At 56.5% G+C, this 24923-nt stretch carries 41 protein-coding genes and 1 tRNA gene; 38 read left to right on the forward strand and 4 right to left on the reverse strand.

The features are described from left to right. The first annotated feature begins 190 nt into the window (after positions 1 to 190). Complete coding sequence (locus J3481_RS15075; RefSeq protein WP_407929330.1) at positions 191 to 460, forward strand: helix-turn-helix transcriptional regulator; 270 nt, start codon at positions 191 to 193, stop codon at positions 458 to 460. Between the two features lie 273 nt (positions 461 to 733). After that, complete coding sequence (locus tag J3481_RS10775) at positions 734 to 970, forward strand: helix-turn-helix domain-containing protein (protein ID WP_206832099.1); 237 nt, start codon at positions 734 to 736, stop codon at positions 968 to 970. Between the two features lie 126 nt (positions 971 to 1096). Here J3481_RS10775 and J3481_RS10780 read toward each other — a convergent pair whose 3' ends face one another. Then, on the reverse strand, positions 1097 to 1345 hold the full coding sequence (locus tag J3481_RS10780; RefSeq protein ID WP_236011558.1) for a helix-turn-helix domain-containing protein: 249 nt from the start codon (positions 1343 to 1345) through the stop codon (positions 1097 to 1099). Between the two features lie 95 nt (positions 1346 to 1440). Between J3481_RS10780 and J3481_RS10785 the strand changes: the two genes are divergently transcribed. Beyond that, positions 1441 to 1647 (forward strand): helix-turn-helix transcriptional regulator, encoded by a 207-nt coding sequence (locus J3481_RS10785; protein ID WP_206832098.1) that lies wholly within the window; start codon positions 1441 to 1443, stop codon positions 1645 to 1647. Between the two features lie 5 nt (positions 1648 to 1652). Here J3481_RS10785 and J3481_RS14975 read toward each other — a convergent pair whose 3' ends face one another. Beyond that, positions 1653 to 2069, reverse strand: a complete 417-nt coding sequence (locus J3481_RS14975) for a helix-turn-helix domain-containing protein (protein WP_328702166.1) — start codon at positions 2067 to 2069, stop codon at positions 1653 to 1655. Between J3481_RS14975 and J3481_RS10795 the strand changes: the two genes are divergently transcribed. Beyond that, positions 1996 to 2214, forward strand: coding sequence for a helix-turn-helix transcriptional regulator (locus J3481_RS10795; protein WP_206832097.1), 219 nt, complete (start codon positions 1996 to 1998; stop codon positions 2212 to 2214). The two genes, J3481_RS14975 and J3481_RS10795, sit on opposite strands and share 74 nt — an antisense overlap. Before the next feature lie 4 nt (positions 2215 to 2218). On the opposite strand, the gene J3481_RS10800 is transcribed toward J3481_RS10795, so the two are convergent. Beyond that, on the reverse strand, positions 2219 to 2578 hold the full coding sequence (locus J3481_RS10800; protein WP_328702111.1) for an aldehyde dehydrogenase family protein: 360 nt from the start codon (positions 2576 to 2578) through the stop codon (positions 2219 to 2221). A gap of 368 nt (positions 2579 to 2946) precedes the next feature. Further along, on the reverse strand, positions 2947 to 3126 hold the full coding sequence (locus J3481_RS10805; protein WP_206832095.1) for an Arc family DNA-binding protein: 180 nt from the start codon (positions 3124 to 3126) through the stop codon (positions 2947 to 2949). Between the two features lie 62 nt (positions 3127 to 3188). Here J3481_RS10805 and J3481_RS10810 point away from each other — a divergent pair, with 62 nt between their 5' ends. From J3481_RS10810 to J3481_RS10965, 34 genes are all read left to right on the forward strand, one after another. Further along, positions 3189 to 3443, forward strand: coding sequence for a toxin-antitoxin system HicB family antitoxin (locus J3481_RS10810; RefSeq protein WP_206832094.1), 255 nt, complete (start codon positions 3189 to 3191; stop codon positions 3441 to 3443). A 256-nt stretch (positions 3444 to 3699) separates the two neighbouring features. Next, a complete protein-coding gene (locus J3481_RS10815) occupies positions 3700 to 3957 on the forward strand; it encodes a hypothetical protein (RefSeq protein ID WP_206832093.1) in 258 nt (85 codons plus the stop codon). Between the two features lie 81 nt (positions 3958 to 4038). Then, positions 4039 to 4962: a PD-(D/E)XK nuclease family protein gene (locus J3481_RS10820; protein WP_328702110.1), complete on the forward strand. Its 924-nt coding sequence runs from the start codon at positions 4039 to 4041 to the stop codon at positions 4960 to 4962. A 37-nt stretch (positions 4963 to 4999) separates the two neighbouring features. Then, the gene (locus J3481_RS10825; protein WP_206832091.1) at positions 5000 to 5818 is read left to right on the forward strand and encodes a hypothetical protein; all 819 of its coding nucleotides are present in this window, start codon (positions 5000 to 5002) and stop codon (positions 5816 to 5818) included. Between the two features lie 291 nt (positions 5819 to 6109). Then, positions 6110 to 6241 (forward strand): hypothetical protein, encoded by a 132-nt coding sequence (locus J3481_RS14870; protein ID WP_268884345.1) that lies wholly within the window; start codon positions 6110 to 6112, stop codon positions 6239 to 6241. Positions 6242 to 6260: 19 nt separating this feature from the next. Beyond that, a complete protein-coding gene (locus tag J3481_RS10830) occupies positions 6261 to 6881 on the forward strand; it encodes a hypothetical protein (protein WP_206832090.1) in 621 nt (206 codons plus the stop codon). A 293-nt stretch (positions 6882 to 7174) separates the two neighbouring features. Further along, a tRNA-Ile gene (locus J3481_RS10835) sits at positions 7175 to 7253 on the forward strand. A 61-nt stretch (positions 7254 to 7314) separates the two neighbouring features. Further along, a complete protein-coding gene (locus tag J3481_RS10840; protein ID WP_206832089.1) occupies positions 7315 to 7479 on the forward strand; it encodes a hypothetical protein in 165 nt (54 codons plus the stop codon). A gap of 21 nt (positions 7480 to 7500) precedes the next feature. Then, the gene (locus tag J3481_RS10845) at positions 7501 to 7665 is read left to right on the forward strand and encodes a hypothetical protein (protein WP_206832088.1); all 165 of its coding nucleotides are present in this window, start codon (positions 7501 to 7503) and stop codon (positions 7663 to 7665) included. Between the two features lie 50 nt (positions 7666 to 7715). Further along, positions 7716 to 7850 carry a hypothetical protein gene (locus J3481_RS14875; RefSeq protein WP_268884346.1) on the forward strand — a complete coding sequence of 45 codons (135 nt, stop codon included), beginning with the start codon at positions 7716 to 7718 and terminating at the stop codon, positions 7848 to 7850. A gap of 608 nt (positions 7851 to 8458) precedes the next feature. Further along, complete coding sequence (locus tag J3481_RS10850; RefSeq protein WP_206832139.1) at positions 8459 to 8776, forward strand: hypothetical protein; 318 nt, start codon at positions 8459 to 8461, stop codon at positions 8774 to 8776. A gap of 681 nt (positions 8777 to 9457) precedes the next feature. After that, complete coding sequence (locus J3481_RS10855; RefSeq protein WP_206832087.1) at positions 9458 to 12640, forward strand: DUF5906 domain-containing protein; 3183 nt, start codon at positions 9458 to 9460, stop codon at positions 12638 to 12640. 61 nt (positions 12641 to 12701) lie between these two features. Continuing rightward, on the forward strand, positions 12702 to 13232 hold the full coding sequence (locus J3481_RS10860) for a hypothetical protein (protein ID WP_206832086.1): 531 nt from the start codon (positions 12702 to 12704) through the stop codon (positions 13230 to 13232). A gap of 45 nt (positions 13233 to 13277) precedes the next feature. After that, the gene (locus tag J3481_RS10865; RefSeq protein ID WP_206832085.1) at positions 13278 to 15101 is read left to right on the forward strand and encodes a DEAD/DEAH box helicase; all 1824 of its coding nucleotides are present in this window, start codon (positions 13278 to 13280) and stop codon (positions 15099 to 15101) included. Positions 15102 to 15205: 104 nt separating this feature from the next. Next, the gene (locus tag J3481_RS10870; protein ID WP_206832084.1) at positions 15206 to 15400 is read left to right on the forward strand and encodes a hypothetical protein; all 195 of its coding nucleotides are present in this window, start codon (positions 15206 to 15208) and stop codon (positions 15398 to 15400) included. After that, a complete protein-coding gene (locus tag J3481_RS10875) occupies positions 15385 to 15756 on the forward strand; it encodes a DUF1937 family protein (RefSeq protein ID WP_236011559.1) in 372 nt (123 codons plus the stop codon). The genes J3481_RS10870 and J3481_RS10875 overlap by 16 nt, the downstream gene beginning before the upstream one ends. A gap of 15 nt (positions 15757 to 15771) precedes the next feature. Further along, complete coding sequence (locus J3481_RS10880) at positions 15772 to 16077, forward strand: hypothetical protein (protein ID WP_206832083.1); 306 nt, start codon at positions 15772 to 15774, stop codon at positions 16075 to 16077. Next, positions 16065 to 17174, forward strand: a complete 1110-nt coding sequence (dnaN, locus tag J3481_RS10885; protein WP_206832082.1) for a DNA polymerase III subunit beta — start codon at positions 16065 to 16067, stop codon at positions 17172 to 17174. The genes J3481_RS10880 and dnaN overlap by 13 nt, the downstream gene beginning before the upstream one ends. A 262-nt stretch (positions 17175 to 17436) precedes the next feature. Further along, positions 17437 to 17931, forward strand: coding sequence for a hypothetical protein (locus tag J3481_RS10890; protein ID WP_236011560.1), 495 nt, complete (start codon positions 17437 to 17439; stop codon positions 17929 to 17931). Beyond that, positions 17922 to 18119 (forward strand): hypothetical protein, encoded by a 198-nt coding sequence (locus tag J3481_RS10895; protein ID WP_195867966.1) that lies wholly within the window; start codon positions 17922 to 17924, stop codon positions 18117 to 18119. Before J3481_RS10890 ends, J3481_RS10895 begins: the two co-directional genes overlap by 10 nt. A 24-nt stretch (positions 18120 to 18143) precedes the next feature. Further along, positions 18144 to 18398, forward strand: a complete 255-nt coding sequence (locus tag J3481_RS10900) for a hypothetical protein (RefSeq protein ID WP_195867965.1) — start codon at positions 18144 to 18146, stop codon at positions 18396 to 18398. Between the two features lie 43 nt (positions 18399 to 18441). Beyond that, the gene (locus J3481_RS10905; RefSeq protein ID WP_195867964.1) at positions 18442 to 18666 is read left to right on the forward strand and encodes a hypothetical protein; all 225 of its coding nucleotides are present in this window, start codon (positions 18442 to 18444) and stop codon (positions 18664 to 18666) included. Next, a complete protein-coding gene (locus J3481_RS10910; RefSeq protein ID WP_206832080.1) occupies positions 18663 to 18929 on the forward strand; it encodes a hypothetical protein in 267 nt (88 codons plus the stop codon). Before J3481_RS10905 ends, J3481_RS10910 begins: the two co-directional genes overlap by 4 nt. A gap of 292 nt (positions 18930 to 19221) precedes the next feature. After that, entirely contained in the window at positions 19222 to 19572 is a 351-nt protein-coding gene (locus tag J3481_RS10915; RefSeq protein WP_014464628.1) for a hypothetical protein, read from the forward strand. 107 nt (positions 19573 to 19679) lie between these two features. Then, positions 19680 to 20087 carry a DUF669 domain-containing protein gene (locus J3481_RS10920; RefSeq protein ID WP_206832079.1) on the forward strand — a complete coding sequence of 136 codons (408 nt, stop codon included), beginning with the start codon at positions 19680 to 19682 and terminating at the stop codon, positions 20085 to 20087. 1 nt (position 20088) lies between these two features. Further along, positions 20089 to 20496: a hypothetical protein gene (locus J3481_RS10925; protein ID WP_206832078.1), complete on the forward strand. Its 408-nt coding sequence runs from the start codon at positions 20089 to 20091 to the stop codon at positions 20494 to 20496. 374 nt (positions 20497 to 20870) lie between these two features. Then, positions 20871 to 21068 (forward strand): hypothetical protein, encoded by a 198-nt coding sequence (locus J3481_RS10930; protein WP_206832077.1) that lies wholly within the window; start codon positions 20871 to 20873, stop codon positions 21066 to 21068. Positions 21069 to 21091: 23 nt separating this feature from the next. Beyond that, positions 21092 to 21487, forward strand: coding sequence for a RusA family crossover junction endodeoxyribonuclease (locus tag J3481_RS10935; RefSeq protein WP_206832076.1), 396 nt, complete (start codon positions 21092 to 21094; stop codon positions 21485 to 21487). Positions 21488 to 21564: 77 nt separating this feature from the next. Beyond that, positions 21565 to 22152 carry an AAA family ATPase gene (locus J3481_RS10940; protein ID WP_206832075.1) on the forward strand — a complete coding sequence of 196 codons (588 nt, stop codon included), beginning with the start codon at positions 21565 to 21567 and terminating at the stop codon, positions 22150 to 22152. Continuing rightward, complete coding sequence (locus J3481_RS10945; protein WP_206832074.1) at positions 22136 to 22357, forward strand: hypothetical protein; 222 nt, start codon at positions 22136 to 22138, stop codon at positions 22355 to 22357. The genes J3481_RS10940 and J3481_RS10945 overlap by 17 nt, the downstream gene beginning before the upstream one ends. Continuing rightward, a complete protein-coding gene (locus J3481_RS10950) occupies positions 22354 to 23076 on the forward strand; it encodes a putative quorum-sensing-regulated virulence factor (RefSeq protein WP_206832073.1) in 723 nt (240 codons plus the stop codon). Before J3481_RS10945 ends, J3481_RS10950 begins: the two co-directional genes overlap by 4 nt. A 70-nt stretch (positions 23077 to 23146) precedes the next feature. Then, positions 23147 to 23767 (forward strand): hypothetical protein, encoded by a 621-nt coding sequence (locus J3481_RS10955; protein ID WP_206832072.1) that lies wholly within the window; start codon positions 23147 to 23149, stop codon positions 23765 to 23767. 50 nt (positions 23768 to 23817) lie between these two features. After that, positions 23818 to 24267, forward strand: coding sequence for a P-loop NTPase family protein (locus tag J3481_RS10960; protein ID WP_206832071.1), 450 nt, complete (start codon positions 23818 to 23820; stop codon positions 24265 to 24267). 69 nt (positions 24268 to 24336) lie between these two features. Then, a complete protein-coding gene (locus J3481_RS10965; RefSeq protein WP_206832070.1) occupies positions 24337 to 24837 on the forward strand; it encodes a sigma factor-like helix-turn-helix DNA-binding protein in 501 nt (166 codons plus the stop codon). Positions 24838 to 24923 lie beyond the last annotated feature (86 nt).

Below are 24923 nucleotides of genomic sequence, written 5' to 3' on the forward strand. Positions count from 1 at the left end.
ATTGGCACCTCCTGAAGCGAAGTATACAAAATGTATCATCGTCACATTGATACTTTTCGTATCTGCGCTATTGACAACGATACATTTCGTATCTACAATGAAGACAAGTTCGATACGGAATGTATCTGTAAGTATGAGGATATTATTCGTGGAAAATGATGTAGGAAGGTGGTGTTGCATGAGAACCGCGATGCGGCGCCGCCGAGAAGAACTCGGCTTGACCCAAGCCGAAGCGGCAGCGAGGGCCGGAATGAAGCGTCAAAACTGGGCTCATATCGAACGAGGCAGACATGAGCCAAATTTGTCGCAAATGAAAGCCATTGCGATTGCACTCGAAACTGAGCCAACGCTCGAACTGTTCGAGAACAGCGAATCTGAAGACACGAAGGGAGGACAGCCGATTGCCAAGACGACGTCGAGAAGAGGTTGTTCACGTCACAGTAGTCGGCGAACCGGATAAAGAGTTCCTGTTTCAGGTTTACGACATGATGACGCGACAGCTGTCAAAGCGGACGCCCACTGAGGCAGGGGTAACTTCTTCTGAAGAATTCGATGGGGCACGCGCATACAACTCGGAAGAAGCTGTGCAGTGATCCCACCCGCCCGCCTTGGGAATGGCGGGGCGAGGCGCGGAGGTGGGGAAGGGGAGCTCACGGTTCACAGAATACAAGCGAAAAGTCGAATCTACAATATCTAGGAATATTCCTAAAGGAGGTGATTTGAGACGGAGACGATGTGGGTTGGACAAGCCCTGCGGATGCTTCGACTCCACATGGGCGTCACACAGGACTACGTCGCGTACTGCGCAAGGACGACCCAGGCGCAGATCGCAAGGGTGGAGCTCGGTACACGGCAGCCGACGCTGTGTGTGCTGAGAGGCTACGCGCGGGCAACGGGGGATCCCGAGGCTGTGATGAGGATTTGCGAGGCGGCGATCTTTGGGACGAAAGAAGATCTCAAGAGTGCGTGATGTCAGTGGGGACTCCTCGCAAGGAATTGCCGACGAATTTCGTCGCCAATTCGAATCGAGGAAATCCGAAGTTGGGGGTGAAACACCATCGGGCAATCGGTCACCGCAGTCGGAGAGCGCGTAGTCCTACGGATCCCACTCGGATGAGGAGTTGCGACGCGGCGGCGTGGGGTCGTCGGTGAGGCCGACGAGATAATCAATCGAAACCTGGAAGTACTTCGCCAATTTGATGAGAACTTCAGCGTCGGGAAGGCGACCAGCTTCGTAGTTTTGAACCGCACGCACATGAAGTCCAAGCTCGCCAGCAAGTTGTTTTTGTGTAAGTCCGAATTGCTTTCGTAACGCGACGAGTCGTTCTGAAAACGTCGGCATCATGATCACGAACCCTTGACACACACGATTGTGCGTGTATGATTAAGAGCAAGAACACACACGATTGTGCGTGTTCGACACAAAGAAGGTGGTGAATAGTGCTTGGCAGCATTTTGAAGACAGCGCGCAAAGCAAAAGGAATGACGCAACAAGAGGTTGCGGACAGTGCTGGAATTCACGTTCGGACCTACCAGAACTATGAGAGCAACAAGCGCTGTCCGACGTTGGATGTTGCAGCTCGGCTGTCCGAAATCCTCGGCGTCGACGTTCGCGACCTGGCGCAACGCCAGTCGAGAAGCGCTTGAACGGACTACGAACCCGGCGCATGCGACGACGAGCTGCGCTTCGGCGGCGTCGGGTCGTCGGTGCGGCCGACGAGGTAGTCCAGGCTGACGTTGAAGAAGTCGGCGAGAGCTATCAACTGAGAAACGACGGGTTCTCGTTCGCCGCTCTCGTAATAACGGATAACTCGCTCAGACAACTGAACTGCTGTGGCCAACTCAAGTTGGGTTAATCCGTTTTGTCTTCGGAGCATGCGCAGGCGCTCAGAAAATATCGTCATAGAATCACCGAACATCTTGATCGGCACATTCGTGCCGAATATAATGAAAGTCGAAAGGCACAAACGTGCCGAATATGCGAGGTGGTGATCGATGCGGCACCTGCTTCGGCAAGCTCGATTGGAACGAGGATGGACCCAAGCCGAAGCGGCGCGCAGGCTGAACATGAGTGAACGAGAATATCGGCATCTGGAACTTGGCACTCGGAAGCCGAGTCTCGACAACCTTCGAAGCATTCACAGGGTGTTTGGGATTCCCTATGAACAGCTTGTCGAGGGAGTGTTTGGTGACAATACGCGCTGCGCACCTTGACAACTCAATCCGCAAACGGATCGTCATCCTCCGGCCGCGGGTCCACCCACTGACCACGAGGATACGGTCGAAACTCCTCGGGCAGGTCGCTCCAACGCAGCACCGAAAGTGACCAACGACGCTCGGTGTCTCGGAGAACCAGCATCGTGGGTGAGACCTCGACGAGCATGGCGGACTCGACGAAGAACGCGCCGCCGTCCAGCGCGATGAGGCCGCCTTCGTCGCGGCGACTGACACGGTGGAGCACGGTGTCGATGATTAAAGACGACCGACCCGGAAGCATGACGGTCATGCGGACGGGCACCCCGACAAAGCGTTCGATGATCTCGTCGGCGCGGTCGCGGGTTTCGGGCAAGGGGATCACTCCTTACAAAAGGATGATACTCATGCTTACACAAGATTCCGGAGTTGAAGATTTAATCATGGTCTACGAAGACGCCATCCAAACCCTGAGCAAATATGCGGAATTCCCTTTGGTTCGGGAAATGATCCGCACGATCAGGTTTGCGGTGCTTTGCATGAGGCATCCGGATAGGGTTCAGAACCTTTCCAGCGAGTGACGAACAAATTCCAGTGTTCACCGCGAATTATGAAGTGAACCGGAGACGACGAGACGAGCTGAGACTTTGGTATGAACAAAACGCCCTTGTCCAACTGAAATGCGAACCGGTTGTCCAACGAAACGAGAAAATATCTCGTTTTCAGGTTGGTCGCTGGTTTCGGGCAAGGGGATCACTCCTCCGACTGAAGTTGAATCTCGCCGTGTTCTTCTTCGTATCGGCGGATGAACTCTTCAATGACGTATTCGATTTGCATTGCGATTGAACGCTTGGAGCGTTCCGCTATCACGCGGATCTTCTCAAAGTTATCTTCGTTCAACCGCAAGGTGAACTGACGTTTATCCGTGGCCATGAGGATCCCTCGACATCACAATGAAGTCATTTTGATGTTACACAAAACGAGGCACAAATTGAATGAGTCATATTGACATCAAGGTGAATTCACCATATACTGAAGCTGTCGGAGGTGAAATCAAAGTGAATTCACCCGAGCGGGTACAAGTAACGGTACGCATTAGCAAGAATCTCGATGAAGCGTTAGCGATGCAAGCGAAAAAGCTCGGGGTTACGAAGAATGCGTACATTGCAATGGTTCTGTCGAGAGTTCCGGAAATCCAGGAGTCCATGAAGTCCATGAAAGGAACGGTGGAACATGAGCACACGGCCTGAATGGACAGCAGCGATGATTGCCGACCTGACGACCGTGATAAACGCTATGGAACAATACAACGCGAAGTACAACGATCCAGCAGTTGATCAGGCGATTCGGACGCTTGGATGGAACGTGAAGCAGTTGAAGGAGGTTGAGTGGCATGCAGTATGAGGACATCATCTCCAAGTTGTGCGACGCCGACCGGAACGACCCTGACCGCGCGCGATACACGGTGGCGGATCTCGAAGCGTTGTGCGAGGAGGTTGAGGTGGCATGAGCGAACTTGCAGGGCTTGGCTATGACACGTGGAAGCTGATGACTCCCGAAGAAGACGCGGCGCTTTGGGGACTCGGCGAAGACGAAAACGAATGGTTCGACGAAGACGAGTTGCTGAAGTGCGAGTGCTGCGGAGACGTGATCGACGAGGAGACGGCGATTCTGGACGAGGGTTCTTGGTTCTGTCCGGGATGCTGGGAGTCGATGGAGATCATTGGGGAAGACGAAATCGAGGTGCAAAAAGAGACCGCCTGACGGGAGCAGGCAGTAAGTCAAACGCCACCACAGATGATAGCACGGAGTTTACTGGCTGACAAGGGGAAGGGAGCGAAAAGTGTGGAGATCCTTACTCATTCGCGCATCGCCATGCGGCAGGTTTGCCCACAAAAAGAACACTTCCATTATGTGGAACGTCTTCGTCCGCGCGAGGTTGCTTGGTCGCTGTCCATCGGAACAGCATGGCATCGAGGGCTTGAGGAGTGGCAACGAGGTGCAAGCGAGGACGAAGCAGTTGCGGCAGGACTAGCGACGCTGGATTGGATCCGGCCAGAGAGTGAAGAAGAACAGTACAAACTCCAGCTTGAGCGCATCCGCGTCGAGTGCATGATTCGGTTTGCGGTTCGACACTTCCAACCCAGGAATCTCATCGCGGTTGAACAGCAGTTCGAGCTTCCGATCGTCAATCCGAAGACTGGGCACAAATCACGGAAGTTCAAGCTTGGCGGCAAGATTGACGCCATCGCAGAGGATGAAAATGGAGTTCTTTGGATCCTTGAAAACAAAACAGTTGGGATTGGGCTCGAAGCGTTCCGCGAAACGTTCGGTTTGAACAATCAGTACACCCTTTACTACCACGCTGTTTCGCAGTTGTATGACAAGCCCATCGGCGGCGTGATCGTTCGTTCTATCGCGAAAACGAGGACAGAGCCGAAACGAAAAGGCGGTGAGATCGTCGAGTCGTGGAACGCGTACAAACAGCGCCTGTGGGAGATGTATGAGGCCGAACCCGACAAGTACCTAGCGGAAGACATCGTAATCCGTACACCAGAGCAAATCAAACAGTTTCAGGAAGAACTGTGGTTTGAGACGCAAGAGCGTCTGTGGCAAGCAAAGTCCGGTTTTATCCGTCACAACCTTGCGAGTTGCAATCTTTATGGAGGATGCCCTTTCAAGCCTTTGTGCCTAGGAGTGGCAGATGCACGAGAGTCGATGTTCTACGTAAGCTCGACAACGCACGACGAACTCAACGAAACAGCGTAACAACAAACCAACGAATTCAAAGGAGGACTGATGAACAATGACCACACTGGCACAGTACGATCCGAATCTGCTTGAAAAGCTTGGACTGACGGCGGAACAGGCGCAAGAGTTAGCAGAAAATGGAATCACATTGGAAGAATACGCGCAGCTTCAAGAGGAAGCTGCACAGCTTGAAGCGGAAGCCGAGGTTGTTCCAATTCGATACAGGATTGTAGGGGCGGCTGGCGCTTTCCAGAATGAGGCAACTGGAGAAATTGTACAAAAGCTGCAAGTGAAAATACCATATTTTCACACCGCTCGGGTTTTGTTCACGCCACAGTCCGAAGGAGAAAGTTCGCTGCCGCTTTGCAGTTCTCATGATGGGCGAGTCGGAAAGTATCTAGATGAGAACGGAATCACTTGCTTCCGAAAGTGCGAATCCTGTCCATATAACGTTTTTGGGACGGATCCAAACGGAGGAAGAGGAAAAGCGTGTAAGACGATTCGCAGGCTCTATGTTTTGGAAGGCGACAGCGCGATTCCGGCGATTGTAAACTTGCCGCCGTCGTCGCATAAGGCTTGGGATAAATTTGTAAGTGCAATCAAATTCAGAGGTCAATTGGTATCGAGTTATTTGATTGAACTATCGTTGGAAGTTCGTAGAAACGGCGCGATGACTTGGAGTCAACTCACTGCACCAAAGATTGTTAGAGAGCTAACGCCGTTGGAGAAGGCGCGAGTGTTGAAAATTGGAAAGGAGCTTGAGGCGAAGCACCGGTCAATCTCGGTTGAAATCTCCGATTACTTGGCGGTGGACGGCGTTTCCGACGCGCAACCGAGTGCGACGGAGGAAACCGCTCAGGCGGCGCAGGCGTGATGGCGGAGGGTTCGCCTCCGCACACCACTTCCGAATCCTTCGGGGGTGGCGTGGGGCGGCGAACGAGTCGCCCTAATTTAAGGGCAGGGTCAGGTAAGGCGGGGTAAGGCATGGCGGGGCCGGGTTAGGCTTGGCAAGGCAAGGTGTGGGCGCTTCCCCGAGCTGTGCGCGGATTGCCCTGGTAGTAGTCCAAAACAGTTCGGGACCACACCACTCATCCAAAGTGAGTGGTCAATCTCTCATCTTGCTTTGCGTGGCGTGGCATGGCGAGGTCAGGCGAGGTTTGGCTCGGTGTGGTCCGGCATGGTCTGGCAAGCCAAGGTCTGGCATGGCCGCTTCCCCGGTTGTGCGCTGCGCGCCGTGGTAGTGCGCGAAAACAGCCGGGAACAACAAAAGAGCGGCGTTCGCGCCGCTCCATCCTAAACGAAAGGGTGAAAGACGAATGTCGGTTGCTAACTCCATTATAGGTCTCACGGTCGATGGGAACAACGTTCAATTTGCACTGCCGTATCGGGTGGCGGTTCGGTTGCGTGGAAGTGTCCCGATCTTGTTTCATCGTTGGGATTGTGAAGATGTCGAAGCCAAGGCGCAGGCCGCCAAGGGCAGTGCCGCAAAGAAGTCAGACAACTGGGAAGCCTATCTCTATCGAAACGAAAATGGGGAAATTTGCATCCCAGGTGTTTATGTCCATCAAGCGCTAGCAAACGCTGCGAGGTTCAAGCAAGATCCGAGATCTCCAAGAAAATCGTTGTTTGATTTAGCACGGGCAGCATTCGTTGTGACGCCGTGGCTGGCGTCGACTTCAAAGAAGGAGCCAGACTACTTAGACCGGAGAAGGGTCTTAATTCAGCGGAACGGCGTAACGCGAGTTCGCCCTGCGTTGCTTCCTGGTTGGGAAGTGGAATTCCAAATCGAATGTCTTCTTCCAGAATATATAAGTCCGGAGTTGCTATACGACCTCCTTACGCAAGCCGGAAGATTGGTTGGGATTGGAGATTATAGACCAATGTTTGGAAGATTTCAAGTGGTTGAGTACAAGGTGCTGGAAGATGATTCGGAGTGATTGCCTGATGCGGAGGCTTCGCTTCCGCGACGTACTTCCGAAAGAACTCGGAGGCACGTCGGGGCGGCGAAGGTCGCTCCAGAAGTATGGCTTGCCGTGGCCTGGCCGGGCGAGGCGGGGCATGGTGTGGCATGGTTCGGCGTGGCAGAGCATGGCATGGTCGCTTCGCCGGTTGTGCGCCGCTCGCCGTAGTAGCGAGCGAAAACAGCCGGCACCATAGCCCACTGTCACAGTGGGTAAACCTCCCTTTGTCAACGCCTAGAGAGCGCGCAGGGCGCGCCCCTGCGCCTGGCGATGGAAGGTGCGGGTGGCACGGTGAAGACAGGCTTGATCACCCTGTGGACGCCGATGGTTCGAGTCCATCCTCCATCGCCGAGCGGAGGGGCGCAACGCAGCGATGGCTCCCTTACAGAGTTCAGGAGGTGAGTGATGGGTGCCGAAGTACAAAGTCACGTTTGTTTCGCGTCACATTGAAGAGTTCGAAGTGGAGGCCGCTACCGAGAGCGAAGCACGAGACAAGGTGTACGCGGGTGAAGTTGAGCCGGTGGAGGTGGTGGAGATCGCGGATGGGATTACCGAGGTTGAAGAGCTCAAGTAGAGAGTACGAGAGGTGATGGGAATGCCCAAGTACAAGGTCACATTCGTGTCCAAGCGCTATGAAGAGTACGAGGTCGAGGCGGCCAACGAGGACGAGGCTGTCGCGCTCGTCGATAGCGGCGAAGTCGATCCACACGACGTTTGGGAAGTTGATTGGGAGTTTGAGAGCGTGGAGGAGATGAAATAGCGTGCCTGTTCGAAGGTCTGACTAGGCTTCCCGACCCGATGGAGGGCACGGTGTACGTCGCGTCGACGTTGGTCGCCCAGGCCGCGGCGAGTGGCGGGCGAACGGACGTGTACAGTCCAGCGGAACTCGTGCGGGATGGGAACGGCACGGTCATTGGGTGCAGGGGATTGCAAATTCCAAACTGATAACGCAAGGCTGTTTCGCCCTTGCGCCCCGCACCGGAACCATCCGATGCGGAGTGGAGGGGCGAAACCTCCCGGGTGTCGTCCGACACCCGTAATGGATGACAGCAGGGGCGCCGAGTGCGCGTTCCCGGCACGAGCGTATCGCCGACACAACAGCACGACATGCACACTCATGAGGCGATGTGGCGTGTCAGAGCGGACCTTGGCAACTGAATAGTTTCGACCCTTTCTCTCCGCCGCCGTGCCCGGTGCGCGAGCTGCATCATTACGCGCCGAATATGCGCACTGTTGTCCACGCAGTTCGCGCGCCGCGCCGGGCGGCGGAGGCACCGCTCGCCTGTGGCGCTTGGCAGGCGGAAATCGCGGAACGACGGCAAAAAGCGAGTCTTCCGCGCTTCAGACGCGTTCGTGCCTGTCAGGACGCCATGGAGTGGGATCCGCTGTCCACTGGGACGGGGTTCACGCCTCAGCCTCCTCGACGAAGATGGGTTTGGTCCGTTGCGCATGTTCCCTTGGGGCGATGAGCCCGTCCCGATGGACAGCGGAATTTCTGCGGCGTGAGGAATCACGCAGCCTTTCGACGAATATACTAATTAGGATGAGGTGATATGGGAGTCGGACATAACTGGAATTGGGATCCGCGTCCGGATCTCGTCAGCGACCATGAATTATGGGAGTTGCTGCTGACGCAGGTGGTCAGGGACGAGGAAACGGGTTGGCTTCTGAACGCCTGTCGATGTTCTGGATGTACGCTCGAATGGAACGGCACCATGCTCAAACTCGTGCCGCTCATCGATCCCACCCTCGGTTTCGACAGCGAGGAGGATTGGCATGACTTTCGCAGCAAGTGGTTGGTGCCCAACAGTCAGGCGATCACGAACGCGTTGCGCCAACTTACCCAACTGGCGCTCAAACGCGAAGCTTGACACCATACCACAGAAAAAGGAAAAAGGTAGTCAGGGTACTCATTGGGTAGTCATGTCTACGACTACCTTTTTGAGGATATTGCTTAGCCGACATGGTTTAATCAGATTTACCACCAAACGGAAACTTCCCGAATTGAAAAATCAACCAACGAAATTCACCAAAATCAACCAAAAGGTAGTCAGGGTAGTCAGTGGGTAGTCGCTAGGGTAGTCATGTTCAAACCCCAAAAACCTTGTCGTGGCGCGGTTTGTGACATTGGGTAGTCAGGGTATATAGGGCTCTAAACCTTATATATGCATAGTGTCATGTCAAATGTCAAATTACCAATTTGACATCCTTTCTTCTATAGAATTTACACCCATGAAAAATGAATACCTTGGCTACCTTTTTGGAGATATTGGAAGTGTCTAAGTAGATAGATTCCATATATGGAATAGATTCTGGTTGACAGTGGCACCAATTGGTAATTTTCCTCGCTGTCAAATTGGAAATGACAGTGGTGTCTAATTCCCTCGTCTGGAAACTGGAGTAAGTGTCAAGTGTAAGTATATGGTAAGTGGGATGGTGAGTGTCAAATGGAAGATGATGGTGGGGGTGAATGTGGTGAATACTGGATGACTTACTCCTTCCAGTACGTGGCATGGATGTGAATCCTAGAACGTGGAATCGGGGGTGCTCGCATGGCGGACTGCAAGCTGTGCAATGCTTCCATTCGTCAGGAGATTGAAAGCCGATGGCTGGCGGGCGCGAGTTATCGCGAGTTGGAACAGATGTGCAGAGAACGGGGTGTGGAGGTCTCCCACGAGACCGTTCGGCGCCACATCGTCGAACACGCGCTGGGCGGCGATGCAAGAGCATCTTGGGCGTTCGTGAAGTGGTGGTTTGAGGGCGTACATGGGTATGTGGAAATTCGCCCCATACCCAACCAACGAGACGATCGAGAAGCGGCAGTAGAGGCTGCACGGTGGCGTCGGTCGTTTCCGGTGTCGGACTTAGATCCCATGCACCTGTTCCTTTCAAAGGGGTATCGCCATCCGGTGATGGCGCGTTGTGGTTGGTATTTCGGGGTGTGTCCGCGGAACAAGGCTGTGAAGCGCGCGGAGGACGGTCGCTGGGTCGGTGGGAGTGCTGATGATGTGGAAGTGTGTCCCGGTGCTTGGGTGGATGTCGATGATCACGGACACGAAGGGGATGACGAGCGAATTGCCCAAGCGGAACAGGCGTTGACAGCCTTGGCTGACCGTGGCGTCGTGCCGAGCGCGGTCGTCAAGTCGGGTGGCGGGCGAGGACAGCATGTGTACTTCAAGTTCACGCAACCGGTGGATGCACAGACGGGGCGTCGAATTACATGGAAGCTCGCCATGTTGCTCGGGAGCGATCCGTCGGTTGCGGAACCAGCGCGGGTCATGCGTCTCCCTGGGTCTTTGCACACCAAGTCTGGTCAGATTACGGTCGTTAAAGTGATAGACCAGCGCGATGACGTTCGGTACGAACACGAGCGTTTTGAAGCGGCGTTGGAAGACGTCGCAAAGGCGATGGGTGTGGATCTTAGTCCTCCAGCACCTTCCTTGGGCGGGGAGTACGAGGAGTTGATGGGCGACTGGGCGCCCGTGCCGCTGGATTTTGTGAAAGAACGTTTACCGATGATCTGTGCACGTTTTGAAGCCTATGTTCAAGATCCAAACATCGTGTCCGAACCGATCTGGCACAAGATGAGCTGCACATTGCGGGCGCTCAATCCAGACTCCTCGCTGTTTCACGAGTGGTCCCAAGCTTACGATGCGGGGCCAGGAAAACGATACAACTGGGCTGAAGCTGAGCGCAAATTTCGAGCGAGTCGGCCTCTGGCGGTTCGGTGCGCGACGTTCGAAAGCTTGGATCCGATGGAACAATGCAGGCAGTGCCCACATTTCAAGCATCATTCAAGTCCAGCGACGTTCGTCCGCAAAGCCTACGCGACCAAACTTGGTTTGCCAGGGATCTATGGCATGCCAGGACAAGGAAATCAGGAACAATCCGATACGAATCAATTAGTGTGTACAAGTGAAGAAGTGCGCAAGCTTCAAGAACAATTTCGAGATCAGGATGAGAAGTGGTATCCGGAAGATCCCAATCCTGGTGTGGAGCGCGCCGCGCCGATGGCAGCGGGCGCGGAAGGAGATCCGGTATACGAAATCAACTATCTGATCGAGGCCTCGAAGACAGAGGCGGAAGCTGAAGACCGATACACGGCGTTGAACGAACGCTCGATCGTGCAGTGGGCGCGGCAGAAGAGAAAGGCATTTATCGATGAGGTGATCAATGCGAAGGGTGAAGTGAAAGAGGTTCTGAACTTAAAGAAGTTTGCCGATCGGCTATGCGAGGACTTTTATTTCACGGAGCTCTATAACGAGATCTTCTACTACGACGGGATTCGTTATCGCACAGGCGCGCACGACATCGAGTTCTTGTCCAGCGCTTTAAGCGCCGCCTTGTCCGCCATTGGTTGGCATGATACGCGGCGGGTGGAGAATCTTCGAAAGGAGATTCTGTGGTCGCTGGGGGCGCGGAATTTCGAAGAAAGTCCATCGCCAGCAGACATCTACGACAAATGGGATTCTTACAAAGCGATCCCGTTCAAAAATGGCATGCTGGATATCAGCGGATATCGTCTTGGCGATCTGCTTCCGCACAATCCGAGTTTCCGGTGCACGTGGGTGGCCCGAACCTATTGGAATTACGCATGGGCGGAATCGAAGTCCAAGCTGACGTTGCGTGAACAGCACTGCATGGATGCAGTGAATTCGTTTCTCGAATGGGTTCTGCCGTGGGACTTGGATTGGAAGTACGACCCGTCGTATCGCGGGCCGTGGACAAGGGATTTGTTTCTGGCCTATCTGGGCTATAGTTTGGCGAAATTCGACTTGGTAGAAGACGTGTTTGTGGTCCTAAAGGGCCCGGGCGGGAACGGGAAATCGACGTTTTTCAAAGTGCTAACGAGACTATTTGCGGGGTTCATTTCAAACTTGAGCCCTCAAGCATTCTCAGAGCGCTTTGCGACGGCGGAACTTGTTCGTTCCACCATCAATATCGACGCTGATATTCCCAACAACGAGCAGCAAAAGACACAGGGTTTGAAACAGGTGGTGTCACACGACACGATTCGCGTTGAACGCAAGTTCCGTGACAGCACGCCAGCGCAACCCAAGGTGAAAGTATGGTTTGCGGCGAACGAATTGCCACCTACCAACGACACGTCCTATGGCTACTTCAGACGCTTTCTGATCATCCCGTTTGAATCCAAAATGGCCAAGTGGTTTGAACAGACCAAATACAAGGAAGAGGACCTGTATTGTGAGGAGGCGTTATCGTATTGGGCCTATCTGGGTGTCAAGTACTATCTGTACTTTCGCAACCAAGGAATTCGCATCGATGACACACCTGCGACAACGGCGGCGAAGGACAAGTATTGGGCATCGCAAGACGTTGTGAAAGACGCTGTGCTATCCGAGGTTCTCCAATTTGACCCTGGTGCAGAAATACCTGCAATGCTGGGACGAATGCTGATCAACGCCTTTGCGGAATCGAAAGGCAGATCAAAACTTAGCGGTAACAAGATCTTCGAACGGCTAAGAAACAATTGCCGCGATTTCGAGATCAGAGAAGTGCACAAGAAGTTTGAAGATGGATATCGGGAAATGTACTGGCGCGGTGTGAAGTTGGGGCCAGAGGCCAAGACATTGGCGACGATTGAGCGTCGAATCATGCCTGATGGTGAATGGAAGATTGTGTACATCCCCGTGATTGACGAGTACCAGAAGATCAAGCAAATGCAACGCGAGGCTTGGAATATGAAGCGAAATCTGCAAGAAAAGGATCTGTGATTTGGAAAGTGCGAGTCAGTCGAAAATGAGCCGAAGCCTTTGAAATGGGAAGTGATACGCAATGAACGGTGAACACGAGATATTGAGTCCTCGTGTCATGAATTCGAGCGGTGTTCAGTTGCTCACATATCTTGGTTTTTCCATGGTGCGTTCCGACACCAGTTGGCGTTCGCCTGTTTTGCTCTATGGCCCCGGAGTTCATAGATGGCGAAAGTTGCTTAAAAGCCTGTTCGGCCAGCATATGCAGGAGTTTACATTCCAAGAGTTCTCAAAACCGAAGAAAGGACAACTTCATCCGCGCTACGCAATCTATTGGGTTTCCGGTGTCACAGACAGTCTATTAAGAAGATTTTGTGCAACCCACCCTACAGATCACCTGTATACGTATCTCTGGCTTCGGTCAAGGGTGTGGTTTGCGGCCGAGTCAATCACGCCGAACGAAGAATGTTCAAGGTATGTCACCTTCGTTCGTGTAGAGGATCTGGAATCCGAAAAACGTCTCGAACTTTCATCAGAGGCATTATCGCTGATTGCCCGCCTTGCACTGCAAGCATATCGAGACGTTAAGGCAATGGAACTCAGCAGAAGATGAAGTCGATGTGGAGCTTGTTCATTATCTATTGAGGAGTGAGGCCCTTTGAGAGTCATCACGGCCAAGCATCAGAACGAACTGAAGCTCCGCGACTATCAGGTCGAAGCCGTCGACGCGATTCGACGGTATCCCAAGCCCCGTCCCGTCCTCGTGGCGGCGACAGGGGCCGGAAAGACGGTGATATCGTCACAGTTTGCGGTGGAGCGGCTGGAGCGCGGGCCGGTGTTGTTTTTGGCGCATAGAGACGAATTGCTCGACCAAACACTCGACAAGTTCTCGGTGGTGTTCGACGCGCTCGCGGAGAAGGGCCGCGAGGTCAAGATCGGGCGGATCCAGGGGCCGGACGACGACGTCGAGGCGGACTTCGCCGTGGCAAGCGTACAGACGATCTCGCAGCCGGAGCGCTTGGAGCGCTGGATGGCGGCGCATGAGACGACGCCGACGGTGATCACGGATGAGTGCCACCATGCAACGGCGAGGACGTACATGCGAATCTACCACGCGCTCGGGTTCCTCGGCTCGGTGCCGGAAGGTCACGTGCATCTGGGGCTCACGGCGACGCCGTACCGCACCGACAAGGCGGATCTCCGTAAGGTGTACGATGGTGTGGCTTACGCGATCGGGATTCACGATCTGATCGACATGGGCTGGCTGGTGCCGCCAAAGTCCGTGAAGCTCGAAATCGTTGAGGGTCTTGAGGGCAAGGACGATGGCGCCGACTGGTCCGATGCCGAGGTCGAGGGCGCGGTGGACACGCCGAGCGTCAACAAGCAGATTGTCGCGGCGTGGCAGGCGCAGGCCTCCGATAGGTTGACGATCGCGTTTTGTGCGAGCGTCGAGCATGCCTATCATCTGGCGGAGGAGTTTGAGAAGGCGGGAGTCCCCGTCGCGGTGGTGCACGGCGCCCTGCCCAAGGAAGAGCGCCGACAGACCCTTGACGCGTTCTCAGATGGAAATATTCGAGTCCTATGCAACTATGGAGTGCTTACAGAAGGATTCGATCGTCCTGAAGTCTCGTGCATCATCATGGCGCGACCTACCTTGAGTCACAGTCTCTATGTACAGTGTGTTGGGCGCGGGTTACGGATTGCGCCGCACATCTTCAAGCAGGATTGTCTTGTGCTCGACGTGGTTGGGGTCACGGACGTGCATCGGCTGATGACGGTGGATCGACTGCTCGCGGGCGAGGACAAGGAGGAGAACGGCGAGAAGCGCGAGCGGGCCGGCGGCGAGCGAGGGCCGAGGGTCGCCAAGCGGCTTACGGCGAGCGCGTTCCGGTGGATGCGGGTGCGCGAGCGTGTGTGGCTCGCGCGAGACTTCAAGGGCAATTACGTCCGTGTCGAGCAGACCCAGGCGGGGTGGTACGTCGCTTACGGCGTGTTCGATTCGGACGCCCCCGAGAAGAAACCCGAGATGCACCGGGTGTACTTCGGGCCGGACGCGGAAATGGCCTGGGGCACGGCGGCGACCTACGCGCAGATTGGGCTGTCGAGGAGCGCTGTGGGTGCCGAGGAAGAGTGGATGGACCTGCCGCCGACGGAGAAGCAGGTGGCGGCGCTGGAGCGTCGAGGTCTGCAGGCGCCGCAGACGCGGTGGGAGGCGGCGGAGCTCCTGACGAAGCCGACGCCGAGGCAAGAAGAGTTGCTTAAGCGGATCTTCAAGGCGCACAACATCCCGTACGCGCTGTTGCCCGAGACGATGGACGAGGCGAACGCGCTGCTCAATGCGGTGCTTGGACAACGGCTGGAGCGACAGGAGCTCCTGGTGCGGTACTCAATGGTGCTGCCGCACAGGTGGGAGATCTTCCGAGACGTGGTGCAGAGGCACGAAGAGGCGAAGGTGGCCGCAGAGGCGGTGGGAATTGTGTGAGGAAGCCGTGTGTTCTTAAAAAGTCACTTTCCCCTCTCATTCCAACCTGATCGTTTTTCAGTTCGAAACCAACTTAAGAGTTTCCATTTTGAAAGGAGAATGCGATGGAGACTGTCGTTTCGAAGGACTACCTGGACGCCCTCATCAACCTCGCCTGCGAAACGGACGAACTGATCGTCGAACTGGAGGACTACAATCCGCGGGCGGGTCAGGCGCTGCGGGCGCGGTTCGCGCGGTGGTTTGAGGTCATTGATCGATACGCAGAGGAGCAAGAGGGATGGCGATGCGCGTGGCACTGAAAGACCTGGAGACGATGAAGCGGGATGGTCGCTGGTACTTAGCCGGGCCCATGTCCGGCTACCCGGACTTCAACCGCCCGGCGTTTCACAAGGCGGCGGCAAGGTTGCGAGCGCAGGGCCTCATTGTGGTCAACCCGGCGGAGATCCGCGGCGACGAGGACTGGGCTTGGGACGATTGGATGCGGGCGGCGCTGCACTGTCTTCTTGGATGTCACGCGGTGGTGTTCCTGCCGGGTTGGGAGTCCTCGCGAGGCGCACGGCTGGAACGGACGATCGCGGAGGCCTTGGGGATGCCGATGTTCGAGTATCGCAACGGCGAGATCGCGCCGCTTGTCGTACAAACCGCACATAGGTGAGGGGGAATTCAGCGGATGATCGAGTTCGCGGTTTGGGAAAACGGCAGGGTTCGGATCAAGCGTGGCTTGTGTCTGGGGATCGTCGAGGAAGGCGAGTATCCGCCGGTTTACGAGAAGCGAGTGGCGCATATGACCTACGATCCCAATCAACCCTGCGACGAGATGCGGTTGGTCATGGCAGTCCCGAAGCACTGCAAGGTGACGATTGTCAACACGGTGTATCTCGTCCTTCCCGAAGCGATTGCGCCGTGGGATCGCAGAAAGCTGCGTGAGGTGTTGATGGGAGGATCCGAGGGGGATGAGACGCCATGCGCTGTCTGATTGAACAGCAAGTCTTGGAGCCCGCGCTGACTGCACTGGCGCGCATTGCACAAACGCGTGCACCCGCGCCGGTGTTGCAGGGTGTCTTGATCGAAGCGGAGCATGGTCAGGTGACGTTGAGCGCCTACGACTACGACGTCGCGCTGCGCATGACCGTCGAGGCGTCGGTGGTGGATCCGGGCGACGTCGTACTTCCAGCGAAGCTGTTCGCGGAGTTGGTGAGGCGGCTTCCAGATGGGGTTGTGGATATTGCGACGCTCGATCCTCATTACAATGCGTCGATCGACGTTGGAACCACGCACGCAGAATTGCATGGCTTTGCTCCGTTGGAATTCCCGGGACTGCCAGATATGAAGGGCATCGAGCCGGTGGAGATCCCAGCGAAGACGCTGGTGGCGGCTGTCGAGGGCGTGGGGTACGCCGCGGCAAAGCAGGATCCGGCGCGACCGATCCTGGAGGGTGTCTACGTAGGCTACGAGGACGGCAAGCTGGCTTGGATGGCTACGGACGGGCTGAGGCTGGCGAAAGTGTCGCAAACGGTCGACCGGGAGATGTCGATTCGTTGCACGATCCCTCGGCGCGCGCTCACCGAGCTAACCAGGCTCCTGGATGCGGACGACGATGCGACCCTGCAAGTCTACCAGTCGGCGAGTTACGTGATGTTCGCGTGGGACGGCGCGCAGTTGTTCGGGCGCCTGTACCAGGGCGAGTATCCGGACACGTCGCGGGTGATGCCGCAGGAGTTCGCGGCGGCGTGCAGTGTGGAGCGGAGACGGTTGGAGGAAGCCATTGAGCGCGTGACCGTGATGGCGGAACACGAACACCACACCGTATCGCTGTATGTGAAGGGCGGCACGCTGGAGTTGACGTCGAGGTCGACCGAGCGCGGGCGCGCGCGTGAAGAGGTGCCGTTGGTTGAGTTCGCGGGAGAAGAAATCAAGGTCTCGCTGAATGCGCGGTACGTGCTGGAGATGTTGGAAGCGGTGGAGTCAAGCAGGGTCGTGCGGATGCAGGTGGCACAGGGTAGGAACTCGGTGCTTTTTACAGACGAAGACGAAAACTTGCATCTGATCTCCGCGATCCTGACGCGCGACTGATTTGCCCTGCAAACCACGCATAAATGAGGTGAGGTGGGCATGGTTGCTTGGCGTGTTGGACGACGACCCGAGGCGTGGGAGGTCAGCGAAGCGTACCGAGCCTACCAAGTGGCGCTCTTCGAAGCTGTGGAACGCCTTCGCGTCGCTGAGGTGGCTTACGATTGGGCCGACGATCCTGCTGAACCATTGGCGTATGCGCGCCTCCAAGAGGCGCGAGCGGAGGTATCCACCATCTTGCGCGAAGCAAAGGAGGCATGGCGGAATGGAAACGACGTGGGACGTGTCCGTGGCTGAGGTGTACAACCGTCTGACCATCGTCTGCGAGTGTTACGATCATTTCCTGCGCGAACTGCAGTCGCATTGGGCGCAATGCGAGGCAAGTCACAATCGAGCATTGCGCGATCGCGCGCATGCGTACCGAGAGATGTTGGATTCCCTCTTGGATCTCTATCACGATCTCCGTGAGGCGCAGTCATTGGCGCGGACGTGCGTGGATGTGGTGCGGTTGCAGACGAGGCCGGGTGACGATGTGGTGTTGGTTCCGACCGAGCGATATCAGGCCTTGATGATGCTGTATGCCGCAGTGAAGCGCCGGGTGGACGCGAGTCAGGCGCTGCTCAGTGTCCGGAAGGGCGATGAGCTTGGGCATGAGCTTGTGGCGGAGCAGGTGCGGTTGGCGTTGGACGAGGAGCGCATGGCGCTGGCTACGTTGGCACGGCAGCAACGAGCGCGGGAGGAGGAGACGGCGTGCGGTTGAGCGTGCGAGACGCGGAAGTTCAGGTGATCGCCGAGGACTCGGCAATTCGTGTGATGATGCAGGACGAGCACGGGACGGTGGAACTTGTGGTGGACGAATCTACGGCACATAAGTTGCGCGACGGCCTCAACTTGGTGTTGCGACGAGGAGACGAACCTAGGAGTGGCGGGCCGTTGGTAGTGAGTTAAACAATTTGCTTGGGGTGAAGGACGATGTTCGAACTGATGTACATCCAGGCTGCAACAAACGCGTGGATGATGTTTCAAAATGTAGTTTTCTTCGCTTGTGTGAGTGTTTTGGGTGTATCGGCCTGGGTCTCCATTGGTGGCGGATGGAAACTTGGGGTGGCTAGCCTGATAACCCTGTCGATTCCGGTTTCTTTGATTTTGCTGTTTTTGTCAATGTCAATCCACCATGATCTAGAAACTCTGCATGCGTCTATACAGCAACTCAGTCGCACAAGGTGAATCATGTTGTGATGGCGTGGTGAACAAAGCGGGGTGAGAGCAAATGCCATCGAGCCGCTGGGACACGAATCTCTTTGGCAACGTCGAGGTGGTCGGGGATCCCTATGCGGGCGGCTTTCTCGCCGTGCATGTCCCTGACGGGACAGGCCGTGGCGTTCGTCAGTTGTTCTGTCGGGTTGAGTCTGTCGACCGAGCGGGGCAATGGATGGAGTTGTCGATTCCGCAGGCCTTGTTCGCTTGGGTGAGGGAGGCGGACGATGAGCCATGAGCAAGCTCTGGTACATCACCGACGAGAACTACGGTTACGTCGTTGCAGCAACGCCGTTGGAGGCCTTGCAAACGGCAACTGGGACAATCGTCGACGAGGAGTTTGAGTGGCCGCTTTGTCAGGAGATCGTGATTCGCTTGGTGCCGAGCGGGGATCTCGTCACGCTGCTTGACGACATGGAAGAGCCGATCACCAAATGTGCGGAGGATTGGGTTTGTGAACAGACCGAGGTGCCGTGTGTGATTGGGGTGGGTGAGCAATGACCGTCTTGGACGATCTCTTGCTGCGGATGACGTGCGAGCGAATTGCCGCAGGGATTGAGACACTAAGGGACATGGGTTTTTCTGAGGAAATCGTGTTGGAAGGATTGCGACGGCAGGTGGCTGCCGTGTATGGGCAACATCACGGAGAGATACGAGATGGCGAAGTATTCTCGAGTCGAGCTTAGCTTTATTGATCACTCTCGGTATTCCTTCGAACTTGTCGACGCGAAACGTACCCACGCCCTTAAGCAAACGGTGTTCGCGAACATCTTATCTGGTTGGTGAACAAGATATGGAAGATCTTGATCTCTTCCGAGCAAACGAATTGCTGGCCGATGGATTTCGGACCTTATTAGCGATTGGGGTTTCGAGAGACGAAGCGCTGGAGATCGCGCAAGAGCAATTGGAAGAGGTGTTTGCCGGGCACGTCTTCGTCAATGAACATTACTACGATGGTACGGACATTCCCATTCGAGTTGGGGATCGGGTCTATCATCGCTCAGAAGATGAGGCGTTGGGGACGTTGGTCAAGTTTGAGCCCGAGCAAGACATATTCGTGATCGACTGGGACGACATTGGACCGGTGGAATACACCATGGAGTGCATTGCTGCGATTGGGCTGGAGGAATCCCGAGACACTTAAGGGCACTCCAAAACCTTATCGTTGTCATTCACTCCCCTCTTCAGCAGAGAGGAGTCGCCTCGATATACTCTCATGACCTGGAACAATGTAGAACAGGAGGTTGAACTATGAATCTGGCCGACTTGGACGAGAAGTACATGAAGGTGGAGCCTGCCAAGGGCGGATATGAGCCGTTGCCGGATGGAAAGTACCTGTGCCGATTGGAGAAGGCAGAGGTAAAGAAGAACAAGGGGAACGACGGGGTTCATCTCGCCTTGGTGCTGGTTGTGGACGAGGGTTCACTGAAAGGACGCCGCATTTTCCACAATCGGCCGATCGTTGACAACGAAAAGGCTCTTGCGTGGTTAAAGCGCGACCTGCTCGCGATCGGGTACACCGATTACGTGTCGAAGCTCTCGACGAACTTGTCTCAGTGCTTAGGGCGCCAGGTCAAGGTGGAGCTCAAGACGGTGACGATCCCGGCCACAGGGCAAAAGGCGCAGGTGGCGTATCTCGATCCGGTCAGGGGGCATTGACATGCGGGCCACACTGGAGCGGTACACAGCGGAGTTCGCCTTGTGGAGTCGGCACACACCGAATCGGGACCTTGTGGCACTGGTGTATGACGTGCGGGATCGCGACGGGAATCTGCTTCGCAAGCACGCATGGTTGCAACTCGGACGGTGCTCGCCGCAGCATCAACCGCTGCTTCGCTCGGGCGAGATCGTCGAGTTCTACGCTTGGCGTGAGCAATACAGACGCCGAAAGCCTCCGCCGCCCGGCGTGGAGCAGGAACCGTGCATTGGTTTCCGGGTGGTGGGGTGTCTGTATCCGGTCGATCTCGAACGAAAGGAGGACGACCATGAATCGACGCGAGGTTTGGCGGAGGCGCTTGCGTCGACTGTTGGTGCCGTGGCGCAGGGAGCGGGTGTGGATCCCGATTGACCCGCCGGAGCGTCGAAGGCCGCCCGCAACGCCGGAAGCCGTAGCCGAGGAGGAGTGAGGTGGTAGCGCATGACGGACCCGCGGGAACAGCGTCAAGCGACGGTCGTCGAAGCCCGGCCACTCAAATGGCGACGGGGGTTGCCCACTGTGCTCGAGGTTGTGATGGAAGTCAACGGCCAGGTGCGCGTACAGGAGTACATTTTGAGGCCAGAAGGCACATTTCGACCCAAACGAAAGAGGGATTTCAAGCATGCTTAGACGTCCGCAACGCAAACTGGAGAGACACCGATGCCGACTTTGTGGTCACTACGTGACCTACCCGTGGAGCGTGCTCTGCGAGGACTGTCGCGACGAATACCGGGAGGGCGAGATCAATGAACGAACGATTCGAGTTCCTCAAGGAACAGTTGCAACAAGCCGGTGAACGCGTTGCACGCGCGAAGGCCTTGTGGCTGGTGAACTGCGACAGCGACCATGCCAATCAACTCTACGAGCGCTATCGAGCCGAGCAGGCCTACCTTGCGCAGTTGCTGGACACCCTCTTTCAATCCAAAAACCCGCAAGCCTCGTAACATGGACAGGAGTTCTGGTCGATATGCAACGTCTGATCTTGCCACTCCCGCCTTCCGTCAACCACGCGTATCGGACCTATGTCCATCCGCAAACGGGGCAGCGGATGCGGGTTCTCACCTTCCAGGCGCAACGGTTCCGGCGGGACGCGGCGTACCTGGCGCTTCGGTGGCGGCGGGAGACAGGCTGGGCGATGCCACAGCCCGGTGTCAAGGTGGTTTTGCGGCTCTGGTACTTCTGGCCGTCGCGCCGTCGAATGGATACACACAACCGAGAGAAAGTGTTGTTGGACGCGCTCGAAGGCGTACTCTATCCCGAGGACCGATGGGTACTCATTCAGGAGATGGACTTTGCGGTGGATCGGAGACATCCTCGGGTCGAGATCGAGGTGCTTCTTCACCAGGACCTTTGTGCAACGTAACGATTTGGACACGTGCACATCGAACATGTATTCGTTATGCTCAGAATTAGAACATACGTTCGTTAGGGGTAACGGTTATGGAACGGAAACTCCAGCACGTATTCCTCATGGGGCCCATGGGCGCTGGCAAGAGCACGGTTGCGCAGTACCTGCGCCGGGAGATGGGCTACGTCCGGTATTCGATGGCGACGCCCGTCGAGGCCGTGCTCGACATTGCCGCGCCGTGGCTCAAAGGCGCGAGCAAGGCGGTGCGCAGACCGTACTTGCAACGAACAGGGCGATTCCTGCGAGGCTTCAAGCCGAATCCGATGCTGCTCGCGGCGGAAGAGGTCCTGCGGCACGCTGCGAGTCCGATCGTGATCGACGACGGTCGAACCATGGAGGAGGCGGTGTGGGCCGATCAGCACGGGTTTTTGGTGATCGTGCTCACCGCCTCCGAGTTCGTGCGGAGACGTCGGATTTTGGAGCGAGACGGAGAATTGCCCGACATGCGGACGCACGAGGACGAGACGGAGCAACAGTGGCAGTACGCGCGGGGTCTGGTCATTGACACGAGCGATCTATCGGAAGACGAGATGTGCCAGATGGTGCGCGCCGCGATCGAGTCCCACCGTATGGAGCGATACAAACGAGAGGAGCGAAGGACCCATGGCAATGAGACATGAGCACGGCACGCCGGTGCCGAATCGACACAGGGAACGGGCGAGCGGGGCGTCGGAGATCTCCATCTACCGAATGGACCCGGTGGAGATGGATCGGTATCTTCGGGAGAAGTACGGCGCGCGGGTGTTCTCGAAGCCGGTGGGTAAACCACCGGTCGGGGCAGACCTTGAGGCAAGAAAGCCAAAGCGAAAGAAGGGGACGCGTTGAGATTACATGAAGCACGATTCGTAGTGGTGGACACGGAAACGACAGGGTTGCCGCCGGAGGGTCGCGTCGTCGAGCTCGCGTTGGTCGAGGTGGGGCTTGAGCGTGAGCCGCAGATCGTGTACTCGGCGCTGGTCGATCCAGGCTGTCCGATCCCGCCGGAGGCCTCCGCGGTGCACCACATCACAGACCGCGACGTCGCGGGCAAGCCGCGGCTGTCTCAGGTATGGCCGAAGGTGCTCGGATACATCGGCGACGCGGTTCTGGTGGCGCACAACGCTGAGTTCGACCGCGGGATGTTGCCGGAGACCGGCCGACCGTGGATCTGTTCGAAGCGCTTGGCACAGCATCTCTGGCCGGACGCGCCGCGGCACTCGAACCAAGTCCTCCGGTACTGGCTCGGGATCGACGTGGAAGTGGGACAACCCCACCGTGCGCTTGGCGACGCGATCGTGACGGCGCACGTGTTCGAGCGGGAGCTCCGTGCGTATCTGGAGGCGGGGTATCCCGACGATGTGGACGAGCTAATCGCCTTTGCGGAGTCGCCGATTGAGGTGCAGACGATGCCGTTCGGCAAGCACAAGGGCATGCCGCTGAAGGAAGTGCCGCTGGACTATCTGGACTGGGCGCTGAGGAACTTGCAGGATCTTTCGCCGGATCTGAGGTGGAGCATGCAGCGGGCGTTGGAACAGGGGCTTGGATGGACAGGAAGAGCAATTTAGGTGTTGACAACCAGTATATATGTGCTATTATAGGATCAAATAAGTTGAACGAACGTCACGGGGGAAAGAGATGACGAAGTCGATGGTGATGGAAGGTCGTATCTGCGATCCGGAAGTCATGCTCATCTTGACCGAACGGACAATTGAACGGTCGGATCTCGTGGCGCAACAGAACTGGGTGCGTGGTTATGGCCAGAATGACTCGTTCCCGGCTCCCGAGGCCACGATTGAATGCCTCCGAGACGAGGACGTGATCGGGTGGCGGGTGTTTTGGCTCGGACTCCTGCTCCGTTGTCTTCTGCACAATTCGTCTGAAATTCGCGACTTCGTCCATGAGCGGTTCCCGCAGGACTGGGTTTCGGTCGTTGAGATGAGCGACGTCAGCGCTTGGTATCCGGCGATTAGTCGCAATTTTGAAGAAGCAAGCGATGTGCTTGATACGATAGACGAGCATCTCACGGCAATCGACCAATGGGTGTTCATCGCGTACGACGGGCTTGAGGCTTTTGACGCTGCGGGCTCGTACATACCGATCCGTGCGCTCATCGGGTTCTGGTTCGACCGTCTACGCAGGTGGCAGCGCCTTCGCGCGAAAATTTTCCTGCGGTCTGATCTTTTCAGCATTGGTCGGCTCAATTTCCCTGATGCATCGAAGCTCTTTTGGCACGCAGCCCGCCTCGATGAACGTTGATGACGGAGGGAAGAATCCATGCGCTGTGACTTCGATAGAGGGTGAAAGGTATGGAGCGCATTCTGCTGTACGCTGTGAACGGTGGCACGGGTCGGACGACCACGGCGTTTGCCGTCGCACGAGTGCTCGCGAATTGGGGCCGCAGTGTCCTCGTCGTGGACGCCAATCTGGACTCTCCGGGTGCAAGCCGACTTGTCGAGCCGGACAAGCTGTCGCGCTATGGGGTTGTGGACTGGTTGATAGACCAGTCGGTATCCACCCGGGACATGGTTGCATCGCCGGCATGGACGGCTAAGCTGCCGGGGAAAATCGATGTCGTTCCAGCCTACGGGCGCGATTCTCGGGATTATCTGAGCAAAGTCGTTCGGGTTCATACGAATGCGGCGTGGGCGAAGGATACCGCAGAGCTCGTCACGATGATGGAAGCTGCCATTCGACCAGAGGCGGCATGGCGCTCGCTCTCGCTTACGCGGAGCTCGCGCAGGAACTCAGTTGGCTGAAGGACGAGGCATGCGTGGCTTGTGGATAAGTCTGTAGATAGACTGTGGACAACCTGTGAAGGGACACCCATGCGTCGGGATCTGGACGACCTGATCGCGGAGTACGAGTCCACTCGCGAATCGATCCGAGAAGCCCGCAAGCGTGCGCGGAGAGAGTCCAATGACCACGACGCCGCCCTGTACGACAGCATGGTGAAGACGCTTGACTATGCGCTGGCGGAGATGGAGGGCCATTACCGTGCGCCGCGGCGAGAGGTTCTCGTGGGCGACCTGGTGGATCTGGACAGGCTGGCTGGGCGGCATAGGCGGTGGATGGACTGGGACGACGCGAGCAAGGCTGGTGAAGAGGAAGAGCACCTGCCCGTAGCGTGGTTGTCGTTCCTGAGCCTGCGGGAAGCGGCGTGCCTCTTCGCGTATGAGCGCGGGATGACGTATTCGGCAATTGCGCGTGAACTGGGGATCACGCGCGGCGCGGTGCAGAACTACGTAGAGCGGGCGAGGGAGAAGTTGGCGAGGGCGGAGGGGGTGCAGTTGGCGCTACTCGATGAGAGTATGAATCTGGAGATGTAATTGTATTGAGCAGAATCTGCGCATTGGCCAGATAATTACGCACGAGTTGTTCGATTCCCAGCCATGTCCCGAGGAAAAAGCCATGC

The sequence above is a fragment of the Alicyclobacillus fructus genome (genome assembly GCF_017329605.1).
GTDB classification, from domain to species: Bacteria; Bacillota; Bacilli; order Alicyclobacillales; family Alicyclobacillaceae; genus Alicyclobacillus; species Alicyclobacillus fructus.

Excerpts from the sequence above, each read along its gene's own strand:
- J3481_RS10810 (WP_206832094.1), top strand. The coding sequence starts at position 3,189 with ATGAGTCATATTGACATCAAGGTGAATTCACCATATACTGAAGCTGTC.
- J3481_RS10880 (WP_206832083.1), top strand. The coding sequence starts at position 15,772 with ATGATCGAGTTCGCGGTTTGGGAAAACGGCAGGGTTCGGATCAAGCGT.
- J3481_RS10900 (WP_195867965.1), top strand. The coding sequence starts at position 18,144 with ATGTTCGAACTGATGTACATCCAGGCTGCAACAAACGCGTGGATGATG.
- J3481_RS10855 (WP_206832087.1), top strand. The coding sequence starts at position 9,458 with ATGGCGGACTGCAAGCTGTGCAATGCTTCCATTCGTCAGGAGATTGAA.
- J3481_RS10890 (WP_236011560.1), top strand. The coding sequence starts at position 17,437 with ATGGAAACGACGTGGGACGTGTCCGTGGCTGAGGTGTACAACCGTCTG.
- J3481_RS10875 (WP_236011559.1), top strand. The coding sequence starts at position 15,385 with ATGCGCGTGGCACTGAAAGACCTGGAGACGATGAAGCGGGATGGTCGC.
- J3481_RS15075 (WP_407929330.1), top strand. The coding sequence starts at position 191 with ATGCGGCGCCGCCGAGAAGAACTCGGCTTGACCCAAGCCGAAGCGGCA.
- J3481_RS10965 (WP_206832070.1), top strand. The coding sequence starts at position 24,337 with ATGCGTCGGGATCTGGACGACCTGATCGCGGAGTACGAGTCCACTCGC.
- J3481_RS10955 (WP_206832072.1), top strand. The coding sequence starts at position 23,147 with ATGACGAAGTCGATGGTGATGGAAGGTCGTATCTGCGATCCGGAAGTC.
- J3481_RS10860 (WP_206832086.1), top strand. The coding sequence starts at position 12,702 with ATGAACGGTGAACACGAGATATTGAGTCCTCGTGTCATGAATTCGAGC.
- J3481_RS14975 (WP_328702166.1), bottom strand. The coding sequence starts at position 2,069 with ATGTTCAGCCTGCGCGCCGCTTCGGCTTGGGTCCATCCTCGTTCCAAT.
- J3481_RS10775 (WP_206832099.1), top strand. The coding sequence starts at position 734 with ATGTGGGTTGGACAAGCCCTGCGGATGCTTCGACTCCACATGGGCGTC.
- J3481_RS10915 (WP_014464628.1), top strand. The coding sequence starts at position 19,222 with ATGGAAGATCTTGATCTCTTCCGAGCAAACGAATTGCTGGCCGATGGA.
- J3481_RS10940 (WP_206832075.1), top strand. The coding sequence starts at position 21,565 with ATGGAACGGAAACTCCAGCACGTATTCCTCATGGGGCCCATGGGCGCT.
- J3481_RS10920 (WP_206832079.1), top strand. The coding sequence starts at position 19,680 with ATGAATCTGGCCGACTTGGACGAGAAGTACATGAAGGTGGAGCCTGCC.
- J3481_RS10945 (WP_206832074.1), top strand. The coding sequence starts at position 22,136 with ATGGCAATGAGACATGAGCACGGCACGCCGGTGCCGAATCGACACAGG.
- J3481_RS10850 (WP_206832139.1), top strand. The coding sequence starts at position 8,459 with ATGGGAGTCGGACATAACTGGAATTGGGATCCGCGTCCGGATCTCGTC.
- J3481_RS10910 (WP_206832080.1), top strand. The coding sequence starts at position 18,663 with ATGAGCAAGCTCTGGTACATCACCGACGAGAACTACGGTTACGTCGTT.
- J3481_RS10825 (WP_206832091.1), top strand. The coding sequence starts at position 5,000 with ATGACCACACTGGCACAGTACGATCCGAATCTGCTTGAAAAGCTTGGA.
- J3481_RS10795 (WP_206832097.1), top strand. The coding sequence starts at position 1,996 with ATGCGGCACCTGCTTCGGCAAGCTCGATTGGAACGAGGATGGACCCAA.
- J3481_RS10805 (WP_206832095.1), bottom strand. The coding sequence starts at position 3,126 with ATGGCCACGGATAAACGTCAGTTCACCTTGCGGTTGAACGAAGATAAC.
- J3481_RS10870 (WP_206832084.1), top strand. The coding sequence starts at position 15,206 with ATGGAGACTGTCGTTTCGAAGGACTACCTGGACGCCCTCATCAACCTC.
- J3481_RS10925 (WP_206832078.1), top strand. The coding sequence starts at position 20,089 with ATGCGGGCCACACTGGAGCGGTACACAGCGGAGTTCGCCTTGTGGAGT.
- J3481_RS10935 (WP_206832076.1), top strand. The coding sequence starts at position 21,092 with ATGCAACGTCTGATCTTGCCACTCCCGCCTTCCGTCAACCACGCGTAT.
- J3481_RS10830 (WP_206832090.1), top strand. The coding sequence starts at position 6,261 with ATGTCGGTTGCTAACTCCATTATAGGTCTCACGGTCGATGGGAACAAC.
- J3481_RS10845 (WP_206832088.1), top strand. The coding sequence starts at position 7,501 with ATGCCCAAGTACAAGGTCACATTCGTGTCCAAGCGCTATGAAGAGTAC.
- J3481_RS10905 (WP_195867964.1), top strand. The coding sequence starts at position 18,442 with ATGCCATCGAGCCGCTGGGACACGAATCTCTTTGGCAACGTCGAGGTG.
- J3481_RS10815 (WP_206832093.1), top strand. The coding sequence starts at position 3,700 with ATGAGCGAACTTGCAGGGCTTGGCTATGACACGTGGAAGCTGATGACT.
- dnaN (WP_206832082.1), top strand. The coding sequence starts at position 16,065 with ATGCGCTGTCTGATTGAACAGCAAGTCTTGGAGCCCGCGCTGACTGCA.
- J3481_RS10930 (WP_206832077.1), top strand. The coding sequence starts at position 20,871 with ATGAACGAACGATTCGAGTTCCTCAAGGAACAGTTGCAACAAGCCGGT.
- J3481_RS10960 (WP_206832071.1), top strand. The coding sequence starts at position 23,818 with ATGGAGCGCATTCTGCTGTACGCTGTGAACGGTGGCACGGGTCGGACG.
- J3481_RS10780 (WP_236011558.1), bottom strand. The coding sequence starts at position 1,345 with ATGATGCCGACGTTTTCAGAACGACTCGTCGCGTTACGAAAGCAATTC.